Here is a 17,184-nt window from a genome sequence, read left to right on the forward strand (position 1 = left end):
TCCGCCGTACAAGTGCCTCGACCGCCGATCGGATCGGCGGGCTGCAGCTTATGTCAAAGGCCATTGTCAGCAATCATGAGAGTGGAGGCATCGCCCACATTGCAAGCGAACGCTTCGTCACTGAAAGGTTTATGCCGCTTGCGCGAGGTGCATCAGGTACGGTTCTGAACAATTTGCATACCGTGCTAAAATCCGCGGGCGACCGCGATGGGCGTCGTTACCTGCTTCTGGACGCACCATGTTCTCGTAAACTGTCCGGCGCAGAGATGCGTGGCCGCCGTCTTCGCAGGCTCAGGTTCCGTCAGGCATCCGGCGCGGCTGCCTGGCAAGCGACAACACGCCCAACGCCGCCTCAATGCTTCTTGAAATACTGCACCTCACGTTCGTGCTTCTCCGCAGCCTCGCGGCTGTCAAACGTCCCGAGATTGCGGCGCTTGCCGGTCTTTTCGTCCTTCTTGCGCGAATAGAGGCGGTATTTTCCGTCTTTGAGTTTTCTGATCATCTGTCACTCCCCGAGCCGCTGCTTCCCCTTGAGGTTGCGCGCGGCTTGTTCGATCGCCGCCCGGTCGTTGCCCAGCCTGTCGATCAGCTCCTGTGCCTGTTCGCCCGATATGCCGGTGCGCACCGCCAGGGCCTCCACCGTCAAGACGTCGGAACTCGCGAACTCGCGGGTTTCCGGCAGGGCATCGCCTGCCGTCAGCGGCAGGGCTGCCTCCCTGTCGATCTCGGCCTCAGCCCGGTGCCAGTGCCGCTCGGGATCGCCATGGATCCCGCCTTCGCGTTCCCAGATCTGGTATGCGCGCTCACGAATCTTGTCGTCCCGTTCGTCGCCCATCTTAATTCCTCCTTTGCCTGTCGGATGAACGCCGCGCCGATCCGAACGATCCAAAAAAATTTGCGTGATCGTTGGTTAGCCGCTCGAGGGTGGGATCGCACAAGACACCATGCCCTTCGGTCCGCTAGCCCGCCATCCGGCGCGCCAGCCTACTCGCACTGCCGACGTGGCCCGCCGGAATACGGTTGATAGCTGTTGTCCTCCGGCCGGTACGAGCGGTAGCGGCTGAAGCAGTATTGGACGTGGTCGGATGAGAACTCGGCGCCGCCGGGTTCATCCGGTGGCGGGTAGCCCTCCACTGACGACGTATCGCTCGCCTCGACGTAGCTGCCGTCATCGGCGGCGTCGAGATAGGGCGATATGCAGGGGCGCTGTTGGCCGCTGTAGGATGTGTAGCGGTTGTCGCCTGGCCTGTAGGAGCGGTAGCGGCTGGCGCACCATTCGACATGGGCGGCGGGCAGCGTCTGCTGCTCTTCCACCGCCGGCTTGATGGAGCCGGTGGTGTCGGGTGTCGAAGCTGCGGCGGTGTCGGCGGGTTTCGAGCTGCGATCAACTTCCGAGGTGCGAACGGGAACCGGGCGGGCCGGGAGGCGCTCGAGGCGCTGCGAGGCCGGGTTTACCGGGCGCGGATCCTTGGCCCACAGTTCGGCGACGCTGGAGACCGGGGCGGGCGGCCGCACCGGCTTGGCTATCAATAGCCAGGTGGCGAATGCGAGGCCGCTGGCGAATACGGCGAGCGTCAGGACGAAGCCGCCAAAGATTGCGAACAAAGCTTTCATGCCGCGCTCCTTCGCCTCCCGGTTAAGGAAATGCGGGGGCGGGGAATCCGGTTCCAGGAAAGAGCGCGGGGGGAGAGGATTTCAAAAAAGGAAGACCCCTCTCCGTCTCGGCATCGCCGAGCCACCTCTCCCCGCTTTGCGGGGCGAGGAACCCAAGATCGCGTAGGGGGCCTTTCAGTGCAGGCCGAATTCGCGCAGCAGTTCTTCGCGGTAGCGTACGAAGCGGCTTTCGCTGCGCTCGCGCGGGCGGGGCAGGTCGATGTCGATCAGCCGCGCCGCGCCGCCTTTCTCCTTGGGCAGGATCAGCACCCTGTCGGCCAGGTAGATCGCTTCCTCGAGGTCGTGCGTCACCATCACCATGGTGACGTTCTCCTCGCTCCAAATGCGCGCCAGTTCCTCCTGCATGCCGATCTTGGTCATCGCGTCAAGCGCGCCCAGCGGCTCGTCGAGCAGCAGGATTTCGGGCTGCACGGTCAAGGCGCGGGCGATGCCGACGCGCTGCGCCATGCCGCCCGACAGCTGCCTCGGGAAAGCATCGCCGAATTCGGCGAGGCCGACGAGCGCGATATAGAAGCGCGCCCGTTCCTCGGCCTCGGCCTTCGGCACGCCGCGCACTTCGAGGCCGAAGGCGACATTGCCGAGCACGGTCAGCCAGGGCAGCAGGCGCGGTTCCTGGAAGATCACCGCGCGCTCGGCGCCGACGCCGTGCACCGGCTTGCCGTTGATGGCGACGCCGCCGCTGTCGGCGGCCTCCAGCCCGGCAAGAATGCGCAGCAGCGTGGTCTTGCCAGATCCGCTGGCGCCGACGATGACCAGGCATTCGCCCGAGCGGATGTCGAGGTTGAGGGTCCTCAGCACGGCAAGCGAGCGCCCGCCGATGCTGAACGATTTGGACAGGTCGCGTATGCTGACCTCACCGCCGCTTGTGCTGCTCATCGCGCTCGTCTCCCAGCTGCCGGTTGGCCTTGTCAGTTGGTCTTGGTTTCGCCGGGCCGGTAGAGGATGTCTGTTGCCTTCAGCTTACCCTTTGGCAGGCGACCGTCGCGCTCGAGCACGCTGACCCAGAAGTCGATGTCGCGGTCCGTCGCCTTGGCCCCCTGGCGCAGCCCGAAGCCGGTCCAGTAGCGCGCCAGCTCGCCGTTTTCGCCGCGCTTGTCGAGGATTGTCGCGAGCACCTTGCGCGCTTCGTCGGGGTTCTGCAGCGACCAGTCGGAGGCGCGCGCCGATTGCTCGACGAAATTGCGGGCGGCGTCGGGATGCGCGGCGATGAAGTCGCGCCTGAGCACGACGAAGCCGCCGGCCAGTTCGCCCAGCACGTCGGTGTCGTTGAACACGCCACGCACGCCGCCATTGTCGACCAGCGCGCCGGCAAAGGTCGCCTGCCAGTAGCCGAGCGCCGCGATGTCGACCTGGCGGGAGCGCAAGGTCTGTTCGAGTTGCGGTCCGGGCACGACGACGAGATTGGCGGCGTCCGGCGACAGGCCGACGCTGTGCAGCGCCTCGCGCACGGTGTAGTCGAGATGGGCGCCGAGCGTGTTGACGGCGATTGTCTTGCCGGCAATGTCGGCGATCGATTTGATCGGGCTGTCGTCGAGCACGTAGAAGACGCTTCGCACCTTGCCGTTGATGCCGTTGCTCGGATAGGCGGCGACGAAGTCGTTGCCGCCGGAGATCGAATTGATCACGGCGGCGGTTGCGGCCGAGCCGATATCGACGCTCCCGGAGGCCAGCGCAAACAGCGATTCCGGGCCGCCGCCGGAATAGCCGACATTCTCGACCTCGATACCGAGGCCTTTGAAATAGCCGAGCTCGCCGGCAAGCTCATGCGGAGAGATGCTGCCGCGGCTGGCGAGGGAGCGGAACTTGACGGGTGCCGCTTCGGCAAAGGCGAGGCGCGGCAGGCCGGCGGCGAGAAGGCCGGCGGCAAAGGGCGCGCCGGCAAGCAGGGAACGGCGAGTGATTTTCATGGTCCGGTCTTCCTTGGTTCTGGCCTGGCTTGGCCTGGTTGGGAGATGGCGAAGGGGTGGTCAGTCGACGGCATTGCTCCAGCGGCAGAGCCGCCGCTGCAGGCTGACCAGCGCCTGGTTGGCGATCAGGCCGAGGCCGGCGAGGATGACGATTGCCGCAAACATCAGCGGGATCTGGAAATTGTACTGCGCGTTCATCACCTGGAAGCCGATGCCCTTATTGGCGCCGATCATTTCGGAGGCGATCAACAGCAGCAGCGCCGTGGTGGCGCTGAGCCTCAGCCCAACGAAGATCGAGGGCACGGCACCGGGCAGCACGACGCGGCGGAAGACGGTGAGCTGCCTGGCGCCATAGACGCGGGCCATCTCCAGCAGTTTCGGATCGACCTGCTTGACGCCGCCGATGGTGTTGAGCAGCAGCGGGAACAGCGTCGCCCAGAAGATGACGAACACCTTGGAGGCTTCGCCGAGCCCAAGCAGCAGGATGAATACGGGATAGAGCGCCAGCGCCGAGGTCTGGCGGAAGACCTGCAGGATGGGATCGAGCGCGGTCTCGACCGCGCGCACCTGGCCCATGAACAGGCCAAGCGGGATGGCGACCAGCACGGCGGCCGCGAAGGCGAGACCAGCGCGCTGCAGGCTGATGGCGATGTCACCGAGCAGAGTGCCGCCGGCCAACCCCTTCCAAAGTGCCGCGACAATCATGTCGATCGGCGGCAGCACGGCCGTGTTGACCCACCCGGCGCTGCTCGACACTTGCCAGATTGCGAGGAAAGCGATGAGGGCGCCGTAGCGCGACAGGAAGCGGATGCCTGCCCGGCCGCCGAGGCGCAGGAAGTCCGTGCCCAGGCTTGTCGTGCCGTCACGCGTGCCGAGGCTGGCGGCCTGTTCGATGTGCTGCAAGGTCATCGTCTTGCCTCTCGCTTCGAGGGTAGTGGGCTTCTCGGGATTATTCGGCGGCCAGCACGGCCGAGCGGGCGGCGGTCCACGGGTTTTCAGGCCGCCTGAGGCCGAGGTTCTCGCGCAGCGTCCTGCCTTCATAGGCGGTGCGGAACAGGCCGCGGCGCTGCAGTTCGGGGATCACCAGCTCGACGAAGTCGTCGAGCCCGCCGGGCAGCCAGGGCGGCAGGATGTTGAAGCCGTCGGCGGCTTCGTTGCCGAACCATTCCTCCAACTGGTCGGCGACCTGCACTGCGCTGCCGATGACGGTGTAATGGCCGCGGGCCGTCGCCACCCATTGGTAGAGCTGGCGGATGGTGAAGTTGTGCTCGTCGGCAATCTGGCGGATCAGCGCCTGGCGGCTCTTCATGCCTTCGGTTTCCTTGCTCGGCGGCAGCGGGCCGTCGAGCGGATAGCCCCTGATGTCGAGCGTCTGGCCTGCCAGCCCGTTGAGCAGGGCGACGCCGTCTTCGGGCAGGATGAGATCGTTCAGCTGCTGGTATTTGGCGCGCGCTTCTTCTTCGGTACGGCCGACGAAGGGTGCTACGCCGGGCATGATCAGCACCTGCTCGGGATCGCGGCCGACGGCCGCCACGCGGGCCTTGATGTCGCGGTAGAATTCCTGCGCCGACGCCAGGTTCTGATGGGCGGTGAAGATGACTTCCGCCGAGTGGGCGGCGAGCTTGCGGCCGTCCTCCGATTGCCCCGCCTGCACCACCACCGGGTGCCCCTGCACAGGGCGCGGCACGTTGAGCGGACCCTTGACGCTGAAATGCGCGCCCTTGTGGTCGATGTCGTGGAGCTTGTCCTTGTCGTAGAAGCGCCCCGATTTCTGGTCGCGGATGAAGGCATCGTCCTCCCAGCTGTCCCACAGCGCCTTGACCGTCTCGACATGCTCATGCGCGCGGGTATAGCGCTCGGCGTGGGCAGGCTGGGTATCACGATTGAAATTGCGCGCGGTTTCGTCGCCGGCCGAGGTGACGACGTTCCAGCCGGCGCGGCCATTCGACAGATGATCGAGCGAGGCGAATTTGCGGGCGAGCGTGTAGGGCTCCTCGTAGGTGGTCGAGGCGGTGGCGATGAAGCCGAGATGCGTGGTGAGCGGCGCCAGCGCTGCAAACAGCGTCACTGGCTCGAAGCCGGCGATCTTGGCATTGCCGCCTTCGCGGGCGCCGAGCCCGACCGTCAGATTGTCGGCGAGGAAATAGGCGTCGAACAGGCCGCGCTCGGCGGTCAGGGCAAGCTGCTTGTGGAACTCGAAATTGGTGGCACCGTCGGCCGGCGCCTCGGGGTGACGCCAGGCGGCGATATGCTGTCCGCCGCCGGGCAGGAAAGCGCCCAGTTTGATCTGCCTGGATTTCTTGGATCTGGTCATCGCGGCGTGCTCCTGGATTGGTCGGGGAGGGGATCTCGGGTCAGTAGTGCGTTCAGGCGGCAAGGCCGACGCGATAGGGCACTCCGGTTACCCGGCATGCCTCGGCGACCGCCTGCCGGGCGCGGGCATGGATCGCGTCCGACACCAGCACGCCATTGGCAAAGTCCTTGTCGGAGGCGTAGATCGCGGTCGGCACGGTCAGCGCCTCGAAGAAGCCGAACAGCGGCCGCAGCTGGTGCTCGACGATCAGCGAATGGCGCTCGCCGCCGCCGGTCGCGGCGAGGATGACGGGCTTGCCCCTCAGCGATGACGGATCGAGCAGGTCGAAGAAATGCTTGAAAAGCCCGGTATAGCTGCCTTTGAAAGTCGGCGAGCCGGCCACCAGGATGTCGGCGCCTAGCAGCCGTTCGACGATGTTGCGCGCCGCCGGGTCGAGGTCGCCGAGGCGCCTCGCCTGCGGCAGGGACGCGCCGAGATCCTCGATGTCGAAGACGGCCGAGGCCGCGCCAATGCTTTCGGCGGCCTGTCCGACAATGTGGCTGACGAACGCCTTGGTCTTCGATGGCCGGGTCAAATTGCCCGACAGCCCCACCACGAGCTTTTTCGACATTCCTAGCTCCCTCTCAAGCGCTCCACTTCAAGCGATCTATGTTAAGTCTAGAGAGTTTGTAGAATTAAAAGAGCCAGAAAATTTCAAAAGCAGGACGGTGAGCGAACTGAGTTTGCGGCACATCGCCGGCAATTGGTTCATTCAACGCGCCGTACCGCGCTGAAAGATCGCTGCAGCGCCTGCAGCCGCGATAGCGCAGCGCGTCGGACAGAGCGCATGAACAGCTGGCCGGACATATCAGGCAAGTCGCCCTCGGGCGCTCCGGCGCGACGTCGGGGAACCATGTCCTGATGCCACGATCCTGGATGGCCTAGCGGCCCTCGGAGAGGACGCGGCGCGGGCACAGGCCAAGGTGCTGGCGTGGGGTCCGCGGCATGTGGCGAGTCAGGCCAATTTGATTCAAATCCGGCTGTGGATATTTGCTTTTGGGTAAATCGAGGCGGTCATCTTGCCGGCCGGCGGGCAACAGGGAGAAGCCTATGACAAGCGACTTTGCCGCCGCACACCTCCACCTCGAACGAGCCTGCCATTATTTGAGCGGCGAGGACGAGACGAGCCGCACGGCTCGTGCGGCTCTGGATCTCCTGATCGATGCAATTGTCGCGGCGCAATACAAGCGGCCCACGGGCGACGTTGTGGAATTTCCAAGACCGGCAAAGCTGGGACAATCCGCAAGCGGGAACGGGTAATCCAACCGGCGGCGTCGCTTTGCTTCCGCCGGATCACATGAACCAGGTCGCCACCAGGCCGATCGTCGCCGAGAAAATAGCGGCGGTCGTTGCCCAACCGAGTATGTTGGTGCTGCGGCTGTTCACCTGGTCGCCCATGATCCTGCGGTTGTTCGTCATCAGCATGATGAGCAGCAGCAAGGGCGGCGTCGAGAAGCCTTGAACGATGCCGGACCAGACCAGCGCCTTCATCGGATTGAAGCCAAGGAAGTTGAGGCCGGCGGCGATCGCGGTAAAAAATCCGATGGCGAGATAAAATTTGGGCGCCTCTCGAGCCCGGGCGTGCAGGCTGTTTTTCCAGCCGATGGCTTGCGCCACATCATAGGCAGCGCCGGTGGTCATGACAGGAACCGCGAGGAAACCGACGCCAATCACGCCTGCGGCGAACAGAACGCTTGCGGCCTGGCCGGCGAGCGGCCGCAGCGCCTCCGCCGCCTGCGCGGCCGTGTCGATATCGTGGTGGCCCGCCTTGTAGAGCGTAGCACCCGTCGACAGGATGATGAAATACATGATGAGATTTGAAAACATCATGCCGATGAGGATGTCCCGGCGAGAGCGACGGAGTTCGCTGTCGGTGGCGCCCTTCCTTTCCCTGAGCGTTGTCCGCCCCTGGGCAATCTCCTCCTCGACCTCCTCATTGGACTGCCACGTGTAGAGATAGGCGGACAGCGTCGTGCCGATGATGGCGACCAGGATCGACAGGAACTCACGGTTGAATTCGATCCTGGGGAGCAGCGTCCCGCGCAGCACCGCCGCGGCGTCCGGCTTGGCCAGAATGGCGGCACCGACATAGGCGAGCAGCGCCAGCGCCAGCCAGCGAAAGATGTTGCGGATCAAAGTATAGGAGCCGAAGACCTGGAGGGCGAAGATGAGGGCGGCGACGAACAGCACGATCAGCGGAATGGGAAGCGGCACGAATATGTTGATCGCCGCGGCCATTCCACCGAGATCCGCCGCTGCCTCGATGGTGTTGCCGACGAGCACACCCAAAAGCACCGACCAGAGCAGCCACCGCGGGTAAAAGTCCTTGATGACGTGGAACAATCCGCGCCCCGATACCTGGCCGAGCTTCGACGACAGGTAGACGACCGCGTACATCATCGGCAACGTCACCGGAGCCGTCCAAAGCAGGTCGGGTCCGAAACGGGCGCCGGCGCTGGCATAGGTGCCTATCGCGGAACAATCGTCGTCGGCCGCCCCTGTTATCAGGCCGAGGCCGAGCGCGCGGCCTATGCCGCCTTTACCCTCCTCCGGTGGGGTGGAACGATCGGAACCGGCCTGCCTCATTGCGATCGGACCGGGTTGGGAACGAAGGGCGCGGCCTGCCATGCAACAATGCTAACGATCGGTCGGCGCGCTGGTCTCATTTTGCTTCCTTCAACAACTTGCCCAAACCCGGCGCGCCATGACTTGTTCCTCGACGACGGGGCAGGGATTTTGCCTCAGGCAAAAAAGTTCGGGTTGACCGCTTCCGAACGCGAAGCGACTATCCGCGCGAGGCGAAGATCGCAGGAGGAAGTGCAATGGACGAGCCCGATCAGTGGCGCCACATGTCGAGCGCGCCAAGGGACGGCAGCAGAATCCTTGTCACGGTTCGGCCTTCCGAACAGGGGCCGGCCGAGGTCGACATGGCTTACTGGGCCCGCGCCGATCAGTTCGGCAGCGAAGGCTGGCGCGCTTCCGATTCGTCTCCAGGACGCATCGTCGAATATGCCGAACCCGAACTGAAGTGCTGGATGCCGCTGCCGTCGGCCAATCTCAGCAAAGGCTCAATGCCGAGCCCGTGGGAAGGCGAAGATGTGCCGCTGGTGGATGGCTCGGGGATATGAAAGGGCCGAATGCCCAGGACCTCCAAGAGCCGATATCCACGGCCACCCGCATTCGCCAAAAGTGCGCGCAAGCTGACCGCGGCGGTCCGGAAATCGAACCCCTGGATCATTGACGCCCGGCGGGCCCGCTGGTTCTCAAGATAGCGCGCGAGCGCAATGTCGTGGCGCAGTGGCCCGCCGCGCGGCTGCGGGTCCTGCCTTGAATCATCATGCCAGATGGGCCATTCCGTCGGGGGTAGCACAGCGTCCTCCTGAGATACCAGTCTCCCGACACTTGTCTTCCCTGCGTCGTGAGAAACGCGGTGGAGCCAGCGTGAAGGATTCGTGAAAAACACCAGGCCGGGCGAAATGACGGTTGAAATAGAGGCAAGTACAGGAAAGGATCGCAAAGAAGCTGTGGCTGTGGCGGATCCGATGGCGCACCCTCATCTCTGTCTGTTAGGCGGCTTTGACTTTGCCGGAGGAGCGGTGGCCCCGGTTTTCAGCCGCAAGGCTCGCGCCATGCTGGCTTATCTCGCCCTCCAATCCGGACACTCCCAATCGCGCGAGAAGCTCGCCGCGCTTTTGTGGGGCGGCAACAGCCAAACCCAGGCCCGAATGAACCTTCGACAGGCCCTATCCGCCATAAGGAAAGGAATGGGCGCATCCGATGGCGAAAGGTTTCTGAGCGACGGCGACAGCATTACGCTCAATCTCGACGATCTTGATTTCGACGTCGCGCGGTTCGAGTCGCTGGCCGCCGGCTCCGACCCGGAGCAACTCGAGCAAGCGCTCGTCGTCTATCGTGGCGACCTCCTGGACGGGTTCGGCCTGAAGGAGGAGCCGTTCGAAGATTGGCTCAGAGTGGAGCGCGAGCGATTGAGGGCAATCGCAACCATCGTGCTGGAGAAGCTCGTCGCGCACTATTCGGCAACGAATGATCTTCCATCATGCCTGCGGGCGGCGGTGCGCCTGCTGGCTTTGGAGCCCTTACGGGAGGATATCCACCGAGCCCTGATGCGGACCTATGCCGCCCAGGGCCGCTTTAACCTCGCGCTGAAACAGTATGAGCGCTGCCGTGATGTGCTGCAACTGCAGCTCCGCTTGCAGCCCGAGCCGGAGACCCGGCAACTCTATGATGACCTGCGGACGCGCCGCGTGACGCCGCAAGCCGCTACCCGGATAGCCGCCTCGGTGTCGCCTTCCCAGACACCGCCAACGTCGGCAGCCCGAACAGGTGAGCGGCCGGCGTCCCGGGCCGAGCCGATGCGCCCCGCGACCCACTATGTCAAATCGGCCGGAATCAACATCGCCTATCAGGTAACCGGCGACGGGCCGGTCGACCTGATCTATGTGCCTGGGTGGGTCTCCAACCTCGACCTTGCCTGGTCATCGCCGCGGCTGGCGCATATGCTCCAGCGTCTCGGTTCCTTTGCCCGCCTGATCCGTATGGACAAGCGAGGCACCGGACTGTCCGATCGCAATGTTGGTTTGCCAACGCTGGAAGAGCGGATGGAAGACATGCGAGCGGTGTTGGATGCGGTCGGATCAATGCGAACGGTTCTGTTCGGCAGCTCCGAAGGGGGGCCTATGTGCATGCTTTTCGCGGCGACCTATCCCGAACGAACAGCGGCTGTCGTGCTCAACGGAACCTATGCCAGCGGCCGATGGTCGCCGGATTATCCATGGGCAAGGACAAGCGAGCAGGTAGAAGAAGATCTGACCGCCGTCGAGAGACAGTGGGGGGAGCCGGCGGACATGAGCAACGCCGCGCCCAGCCTGATGAACGACAGTTTCGAGAGAGAATGGTTCGCCGCCTATCTTAGGAATTCAGCCTCGCCTGCCGACGCGGTCGCGCTCTGGCGCTGGGGCACTGAAATCGATGTTCGCGCCCTTCTCCCAACCGTTCACGTCCCGACACTGATCGTGCAGACGGCGGGCGACCGCTGGGTAAAACCGGAAGAGGGGCGCTACCTGGCAACGCATATCGAAGGCGCCAGATACATTGAGCTTGCCGGCCGTGATCACGTAATCTGGGGGGAGAATTCCGATCGTTTGGTCGACGAGATCCAGGCTTTTGTCACCGGCTCGCTGCCGGCAACGTCGAGCGAGCGCGTGCTTGTGACGGTGCTGCACATGGAAATCGTCGGGTTGCCGCCGGCTCCCGTCAACGCTAGCGACCGGGCGCGGCGCGATCTGATGCAGCGACACGACGACGAGATACGCAACGAATTGCATCTTGCTAACGGTCAGGAAATCAGCCGCACCGGAAACGGGTTTCTCGCGGTATTTCTGCGACCAACGCGGGCGATCCAATGTGCAATCGCGGTCCGTCGTCGAATGAAGAGGTTAGACCTTCAGGTTCGCGCGGCAGTCCATATTGGCGAATGCGAAAGGCGCGGAGACGACTTCGCCGGTGTTGCAATTCAACTGGCATCACATCTGCTCGACGTTGCCGGACCGGGCGAGATCATCGCGTCGCGCACGGTTCGTGATCTCGTGGCCGGTTCCGGCCTGGCTTTTGAAGAGCATGGCGAGATGGAGCTTGTAGGTGTTCCCGGCAGCCTGCAGCTTTTTTCCGTCAGTGAACCGGCTGCCTGAGGTCCCGCTGGGTTGGGATATGAGCCGGAGAGTTCAATAGGCCGGCGGGACAGCGCCCCCCCTCTGTCCTGCCGGACATCTCCCCACAAGGGGGGAGATCGGCAGCTTCACTGTCGGCCCTCAGAACAGGAATGCGGCCGTAGCGGGGTTCGGGCCGGAGCGGCCGTCGGGCGAATCCATGCCCCGGATAAGCTCGAGGTCTTTCGCTTCCAGCTCGAAATCGAAGACGTCGAAATTGGCGGCGATGCGGTCCTGGTGGATCGACTTTGGAATGACGATCAGCCCTTCCTGAAGATGCCACCTGACGATCGTCTGCGCCACCGACTTGCCGTGTTTCCTGGCAATGCTTTCAAGCGTCGGATCGCTCAACAGCCGGCCGCTGCCCAGCGGGCTCCAGCTCTCGATGCGGATGTTGTGCCTGTCATGAAATTCGCGTTTGTCACGCTGCTGGAAGCGGGGGTGGAGCTCGATCTGGTTGATGGTAGGCGTGACGCCGGTCTCGCCGATGATCCGTTCGAGATGGTCCTGGTTGAAGTTCGAAACGCCGATCGACTTTATGCGGCCTGATTGCCTGAGTTCGATCAGCGTCTTCCACGCCTCGACATATCTGTCCTGGCTGGGCACCGGCCAGTGGATCAGGAACAGGTCGATCTGTTCGATGCCGAGCTTGCTCATCGTCTCGTCGAAGGCGCGCAAGGCGGCGTCGCGCTGATGCGCGCCGTTGCGCAGTTTCGAGGTAATGAACAACTCGCTTCTCGGCACGCCGGCCGAGCGGATCGCCTGCCCGACACCTTCCTCGTTCTGATAGCCTTCGGCGGTATCGATCAGCCTGTAGCCGGCCTCGATCCCCCAGCGCACCACCTTGGCCGTGATGGCTGGATCGACCTGCCATACGCCAAGGCCGATTTGCGGAATGGCGGAGCCGTCGTTCAATCTGATCTGTTCAGGTCTATTCAGGGTAATCTGTTCAGGCATGTTCACGTCCTTCTGCATCGTTCCGCCCGGCGCACGCTCTATCTAGTCTGGATGACCGCCAAAGCGAGTCAATATCAGGAGAATGTGAGGAGACGGACGTGAAGCGCTGATCTCGATGTCCGTTCGGGCCGACAGCGTTCCAGCTTTTGACCCATTGGACTCCAGTACAGGAGCCGCCATTATCGCGGATAATGTGGTATTCTATCGACTATCCGAGGAGGCGACTGCGTTGACCAACAGCTTGGAAGCCGAAGGGGCAAGAGACTGGTCGCCTCTGCTGGTCGCGGCAGAAAACGGCGATGCGGAGGCGGTTCGATCGGAATTGGCGGCTGGCGCCGATATCAATCAGCCGGACGATGGCGGCTGGTCTGCACTTCACCTTTCAGCCCTCAATGACCACACAGCTGTGGTGGAGGCGCTGATCGAAGACCCGGAAATCGACGTGAATTCCAGAAACAAGTGGAAGAGCACGCCCTTGAGCCTTGCGTCCGCCAGGGGACATTACGCGTGTATCTCAGCCCTGGTGAAACACCCCCAAATAGAGATCAACGCGCGAGCTGACTACTACGGCAGAACGGCTCTTATCGAGGCGGCGAAGAACGGGCATCTCGAAGTCGTCAAGTTGCTCGTGGAGAATGGCGCGGAAGTAAATCTGACCGACAAGACGGGGAGAAACAACGCGCTCATCGAGGCTATCAAGGGGCGGCACTACGAGATCGCGGAATACCTGCTGGATTGTGGGAAGGTGAGCTTTATCAACAAGGAGATGAGGCTAAACGCCCTGATCTGGGCTGGCAGCTGCCACAACCCTCAGCTTATCGAAAAGCTGGAAGCCGCGATCCACGCTTTCTTCGAAGGCAAATAAGGGCCTCGCCCTTACTGTCGCGGGGCGCGTCCGTATCTCCCGTCACGTCGACGCGCCCGATGGCGCAAACAGCCCCGCAGCGCTTCACATAAATTATTCAACCAAACGGTTGACTATCTCAAAGCGTGCGCCTATATTCAACTACATGGTTGAATTAGAGACATCCCAGATGGACGCGGTTTTTCACGCCCTTGGCGACGCCACCCGCCGGCACATGCTTCGCGATCTCGCCGATGGCGAGAAAACGGTAAGCCAGCTGGCGGAACCCTTCGTGATGTCGCTCGCGGCCGCCTCCAAGCACATCAAGGCGCTGGAGAACGCAGGGCTTATTCGTCGAGAGGTGAGGGGCCGCACGCATCTGTGCCGACTAGCCCCTGGACCGCTGGCCAGCGCCCATCAGTGGCTCAGCTTCTACGAGCGCTTCTGGACCGGTCGTCTCGATGTTCTCGAACGCCTTCTTCGCGAAGAGGACGCACGCAAAGCCCAGGATGAGCCCAGGAAATCGCCCAATCCGAAAGAAGGAGACGAGCAATGAACCAGATGAGAACCATCGGCGCCTATGGCGAGCTGACCGAGCCCGCCACGTTCACCATCCAGCGCCTTTTGCCCGGCCCCATCGAGCGCGTCTGGGCCTATCTCACCGAGAGTGACTTGCGACGGCAATGGATGGCCGCAGGCCAGATGGAAATGAAGGCCGGCAGCTCGTTCGAGTTCGTCTGGCGTAACGACGAGCTGACCGACCCGCCTGGCCAGCGCCCCGCGGGCTTCCCCGAAGAGCATCGGATGGAGGGCCGGATCACCGAACTCGATCCGCCGCGCAAGCTTTCCATCACCTGGGGAAATACCGGCGGCGTCTCCTTCCTGCTGGAGGCGAAGGGTAGCGATGTGCTGCTCACCGTCGTCCATCGGCGCCTGCCGGAACGTGCAATCCAGCTCAACATCACCGCCGGCTGGCACGTGCACCTCGACCTGCTGGCCGCCCGCCTGGCGGGTAAGACACCGACCTCGTTCTGGGGCGACTGGAGCCGCCTGCGGGACGAATACGACCGCCGCCTGCCGGCCTGATGTAACTCGCGGCGGCCATCCCTGAGGTCGCCGCCAGCCACACGAAGCAACGATGATCCGACGAAACGTGCTTGCATCCCGCAAGCCTGATGGAGGAAGTCATGCGTAAATTGATCACTGGAATGAAAATTTCCGTCGACGGCAAGATGGAGGGACCCGAGGGTTACGCTGATTGGGTCGATGCGTGGTCTGAGGAATACGGCCTGACGCCGCAAATCGATGCCTGCCTGCTTGGCGGCGTCATGTATGCTGGCTACGAGCGCTACTGGAGCGCCATCCAGAACGAGCCCGACAAGCCGCTGCCGATGACCGGCAAATTGCCGAAGCCGGCCGAGCTCGAATGGGCCCGCTTCGCCGCGCAGACGCCGCATTATGTGCTGTCGAACACAATGACTTCGGCGGCCTGGCCAAAGACGCGCTTCGTGCGGAATTTCGAGGATATCGCTGCGCTGAAACAGCAGCCCGGCAAGGACATCTACCTTATGGGCGGCGCCCGAATTACCGCGAGCCTTATCGATGCCGGGCTGGTGGATGAACTCAGGCTGATCGTCTATCCGCTGCTCGCCGGTGAAGGAAAGGCGCTGTTTGGAACGGCGAAGAATCGTCGTGGGCTCGAACTGCGCAAGGTTGAGCAGCTGTCGGACGGCCGCGTCGGGCTGGTCTATGGGATTGGCTAAAGCGCGTCGCGTTCGATCGGCCTCATGGGACGCGCTTTAGGTTCTTTGTTATGCATGTCGTTATCGCAAACCGATACACACTTTTGCGCGACATGCATTAGCGCCAACGTCAGGCAACGACACCGCGGCAGGCCCAGGCGACATTGGCAAAGGACCTCGGGCCGTCGGGCCGGCCGGCCTCATAGGCGTCGCGCATGGCGGCGTCGGTGCGCGCCCGCTCTTCTGGATCGAGCGTGGCCACATACTTGCCGAGCGGCCCTTCGCCGGCGGCAATCGGCGCCCAGTAATCGTCGAAGTTTTGGTAGTCCATGCGGATCATCAGCTCGGTCTCCGTAACGTCGCGGAGACCCTGCTCGACAAAGGTCCGTTTCATTTCGCCCGGCTGCATCATCGGCTGGGTGCAATAGCGGGCGCGCAGCTGGCGTCCGCCTTCACTGAGCACTGCCACCGTGTCGATCATCATGCGCATTCCGGGCATGCCGCCGAGATGGTCCCATACGGTCGCCGCGACCACGCCGCCCGGCCGCACGACGCGTCGCATCTCAGCGACTGCCTTGCCGGTTTCGGGCACGAAATGGAGCACGAGCAGCGCCAGGGCACGGTCGAACGCGCCGTCCTCAAAGGGCAGAGCGCAGGCATCCGCCTGGCGGATTTTTATCCGCGGGTCGGTGTTGCGCCGGATTGCCTCCTCGACGAAAACGGCCGAAAAATCGATCGCGGCGATCTCACCGAGGTCAGCGGCCTTGACGAGCGCGAAGGTCAGGCTGCCGGTGCCACAACCGACGTCGAGGATCTTTTCGCCGTCCTTAAGGCCCGCGAAGTCGATGAACAGCGGCCCGAGCCTTTGGCTCCAGCGACCCATGAGCTGCTCATAGCCGGCAGCATGGTGAACATTGAAACTTGAAGTCATCGAACCCTCCCTTAGCATAAGCTAAACCTCGACACAGCGATTGCCAAGGCGGGCGAGCATTCGTCCCACCGTGAGGCGGCCGCTGGCGAAAGCCACCTTACGGATGCCGGGGCGCGAAGACTTCGCCGGCATCGTGGATTTGATGCGGCCGGCGAGCCGACCTCGATCAGTCTGGGCCACCTATTTGGCGGGCAGTCCGCGGCGCTGGCACTGGATCTCCAACACGGAAGGCGAACGACACGACTTTTGTCGCATCGGGATCGACCTCGCAACGAAAGCTCAGAGCGTACCACTGCCCGCCGGCGCGGAACTCGGTCCTGGAGACTTGCATGATATTGCCGGCCTTCAACCTGAAGGGACGCAAGACGTCAGGAAAGTAGGGGGGCGAAGCATGGCGCAACTGTTCGCGCACTTCCCAGAAGCAGAGCTGACCGATCCGATCGGGGCGCGGCACATTTCTCATGGCGGTTGTCGCGATCGGATCACCGGTTGCTGTTTGCGAGAACAATCTTTTCGCTTCTTCAAGCTTCAGCGGCTTTTGCACCTTGGCCGCTCGCTTGGGCTTAGGCGACGCGGATGCGCCAGGCGGCGGAGCCGGGTCTTTGCCGTCTACCGCAGTCACGTCCGGCGGCTGCGCAAGATCCTGTTTATCGGGATCTTGCGGCGCCGTCGGTTGTTCCGAACTATCCTCCGCACTGTTGCCGTCCAGAGACTTGCGAGGGCCGGCGTCCTTCTCGCCGAATTGGAAGACAGGCCTCTGAGGGCCGGCTTCCGGATGCGCCGGCGTCTCGATCTTTGCTTCCGGCGGCTTTTCGGGCTTGGGCGGTTTCGCAGGAGGCGGAGGTTTGGCTTTCTCCGATGGTTTGGGCGGCGGCACCAGATCCACCCCGATGGCCTGCTCCTTCTGCGGCTGCGGGGGCGACACCGGCAGCGCGGACAACAGAAGCGCCGCGGCGAGCAAATGCAGGGATAGTGTCCTGAAGGTTCTGCAAAAAGTTTTGGAGAGAGAACGGCGCTTGCTCTGAAGGGCGAGCGGCCATGGCACGGTGG

General features: G+C 63.3%; 18 protein-coding genes. 6 read left to right on the top strand and 12 right to left on the bottom strand.

The annotated features are described in order from the left end of the window. Nucleotides 1-352 precede the first annotated feature (352 nt). The 9 genes from NKI01_RS30055 to NKI01_RS30095 all read right to left on the bottom strand — a co-directional run bounded on the left by NKI01_RS30055 (nucleotide 353) and on the right by NKI01_RS30095 (nucleotide 8,520). Complete coding sequence (locus tag NKI01_RS30055; RefSeq protein ID WP_023722376.1) at nucleotides 353-502, bottom strand: hypothetical protein; 150 nt, start codon at nucleotides 500-502, stop codon at nucleotides 353-355. A gap of 3 nt (nucleotides 503-505) precedes the next feature. Beyond that, on the bottom strand, nucleotides 506-835 hold the full coding sequence (locus NKI01_RS30060; protein WP_023722375.1) for a DUF2934 domain-containing protein: 330 nt from the start codon (nucleotides 833-835) through the stop codon (nucleotides 506-508). Between the two features lie 149 nt (nucleotides 836-984). Beyond that, nucleotides 985-1,614 (bottom strand): BA14K family protein, encoded by a 630-nt coding sequence (locus NKI01_RS30065; protein ID WP_023722374.1) that lies wholly within the window; start codon nucleotides 1,612-1,614, stop codon nucleotides 985-987. A gap of 174 nt (nucleotides 1,615-1,788) precedes the next feature. After that, nucleotides 1,789-2,550, bottom strand: a complete 762-nt coding sequence (locus NKI01_RS30070) for an ABC transporter ATP-binding protein (protein ID WP_352965722.1) — start codon at nucleotides 2,548-2,550, stop codon at nucleotides 1,789-1,791. Nucleotides 2,551-2,582: 32 nt separating this feature from the next. Then, a complete protein-coding gene (locus NKI01_RS30075) occupies nucleotides 2,583-3,581 on the bottom strand; it encodes an ABC transporter substrate-binding protein (protein WP_023722372.1) in 999 nt (332 codons plus the stop codon). Between the two features lie 60 nt (nucleotides 3,582-3,641). Beyond that, on the bottom strand, nucleotides 3,642-4,490 hold the full coding sequence (locus tag NKI01_RS30080; protein WP_023722371.1) for an ABC transporter permease: 849 nt from the start codon (nucleotides 4,488-4,490) through the stop codon (nucleotides 3,642-3,644). Between the two features lie 40 nt (nucleotides 4,491-4,530). Beyond that, on the bottom strand, nucleotides 4,531-5,895 hold the full coding sequence (locus NKI01_RS30085; RefSeq protein ID WP_352494425.1) for an LLM class flavin-dependent oxidoreductase: 1,365 nt from the start codon (nucleotides 5,893-5,895) through the stop codon (nucleotides 4,531-4,533). 52 nt (nucleotides 5,896-5,947) lie between these two features. Continuing rightward, the gene (gene msuE, locus NKI01_RS30090) at nucleotides 5,948-6,505 is read right to left on the bottom strand and encodes an FMN reductase (RefSeq protein WP_023722369.1); all 558 of its coding nucleotides are present in this window, start codon (nucleotides 6,503-6,505) and stop codon (nucleotides 5,948-5,950) included. A 722-nt stretch (nucleotides 6,506-7,227) separates the two neighbouring features. Beyond that, nucleotides 7,228-8,520: an Nramp family divalent metal transporter gene (locus NKI01_RS30095; protein ID WP_023722368.1), complete on the bottom strand. Its 1,293-nt coding sequence runs from the start codon at nucleotides 8,518-8,520 to the stop codon at nucleotides 7,228-7,230. Between the two features lie 236 nt (nucleotides 8,521-8,756). Between NKI01_RS30095 and NKI01_RS30100 the strand changes: the two genes are divergently transcribed. Both NKI01_RS30100 and NKI01_RS30105 read left to right on the top strand, forming a co-directional pair. Next, nucleotides 8,757-9,062: a hypothetical protein gene (locus NKI01_RS30100; protein ID WP_023722367.1), complete on the top strand. Its 306-nt coding sequence runs from the start codon at nucleotides 8,757-8,759 to the stop codon at nucleotides 9,060-9,062. A gap of 324 nt (nucleotides 9,063-9,386) precedes the next feature. Next, nucleotides 9,387-11,642, top strand: coding sequence for an alpha/beta fold hydrolase (locus NKI01_RS30105; protein WP_352965726.1), 2,256 nt, complete (start codon nucleotides 9,387-9,389; stop codon nucleotides 11,640-11,642). 120 nt (nucleotides 11,643-11,762) lie between these two features. On the opposite strand, the gene NKI01_RS30110 is transcribed toward NKI01_RS30105, so the two are convergent. Further along, on the bottom strand, nucleotides 11,763-12,617 hold the full coding sequence (locus NKI01_RS30110; RefSeq protein ID WP_352965729.1) for an aldo/keto reductase: 855 nt from the start codon (nucleotides 12,615-12,617) through the stop codon (nucleotides 11,763-11,765). Nucleotides 12,618-12,846: 229 nt separating this feature from the next. Between NKI01_RS30110 and NKI01_RS30115 the strand changes: the two genes are divergently transcribed. The 4 genes from NKI01_RS30115 (at nucleotide 12,847) to NKI01_RS30130 (ending at nucleotide 15,224) form a co-directional block, all read left to right on the top strand. Continuing rightward, nucleotides 12,847-13,482, top strand: coding sequence for an ankyrin repeat domain-containing protein (locus tag NKI01_RS30115; protein WP_352856364.1), 636 nt, complete (start codon nucleotides 12,847-12,849; stop codon nucleotides 13,480-13,482). Between the two features lie 145 nt (nucleotides 13,483-13,627). Then, on the top strand, nucleotides 13,628-14,017 hold the full coding sequence (locus NKI01_RS30120) for an ArsR/SmtB family transcription factor (protein ID WP_352481715.1): 390 nt from the start codon (nucleotides 13,628-13,630) through the stop codon (nucleotides 14,015-14,017). Beyond that, nucleotides 14,014-14,547 (top strand): SRPBCC family protein, encoded by a 534-nt coding sequence (locus NKI01_RS30125; protein WP_352481679.1) that lies wholly within the window; start codon nucleotides 14,014-14,016, stop codon nucleotides 14,545-14,547. Before NKI01_RS30120 ends, NKI01_RS30125 begins: the two co-directional genes overlap by 4 nt. Before the next feature lie 101 nt (nucleotides 14,548-14,648). Further along, entirely contained in the window at nucleotides 14,649-15,224 is a 576-nt protein-coding gene (locus NKI01_RS30130) for a dihydrofolate reductase family protein (protein ID WP_352481678.1), read from the top strand. Between the two features lie 109 nt (nucleotides 15,225-15,333). Here the strand turns inward: NKI01_RS30130 and NKI01_RS30135 are convergent, their stop codons facing one another. Both NKI01_RS30135 and NKI01_RS30140 read right to left on the bottom strand, forming a co-directional pair. Then, a complete protein-coding gene (locus NKI01_RS30135) occupies nucleotides 15,334-16,134 on the bottom strand; it encodes a class I SAM-dependent methyltransferase (RefSeq protein ID WP_352965732.1) in 801 nt (266 codons plus the stop codon). Between the two features lie 166 nt (nucleotides 16,135-16,300). Then, on the bottom strand, nucleotides 16,301-17,184 hold an 884-nt coding region (locus tag NKI01_RS30140; RefSeq protein ID WP_352965735.1), incomplete at its 5' end, for a DUF930 domain-containing protein.

Origin of the sequence: Mesorhizobium sp. M0815, assembly GCF_040319995.1 — a bacterium.
Taxonomy (GTDB): Bacteria; Pseudomonadota; Alphaproteobacteria; order Rhizobiales; family Rhizobiaceae; genus Mesorhizobium.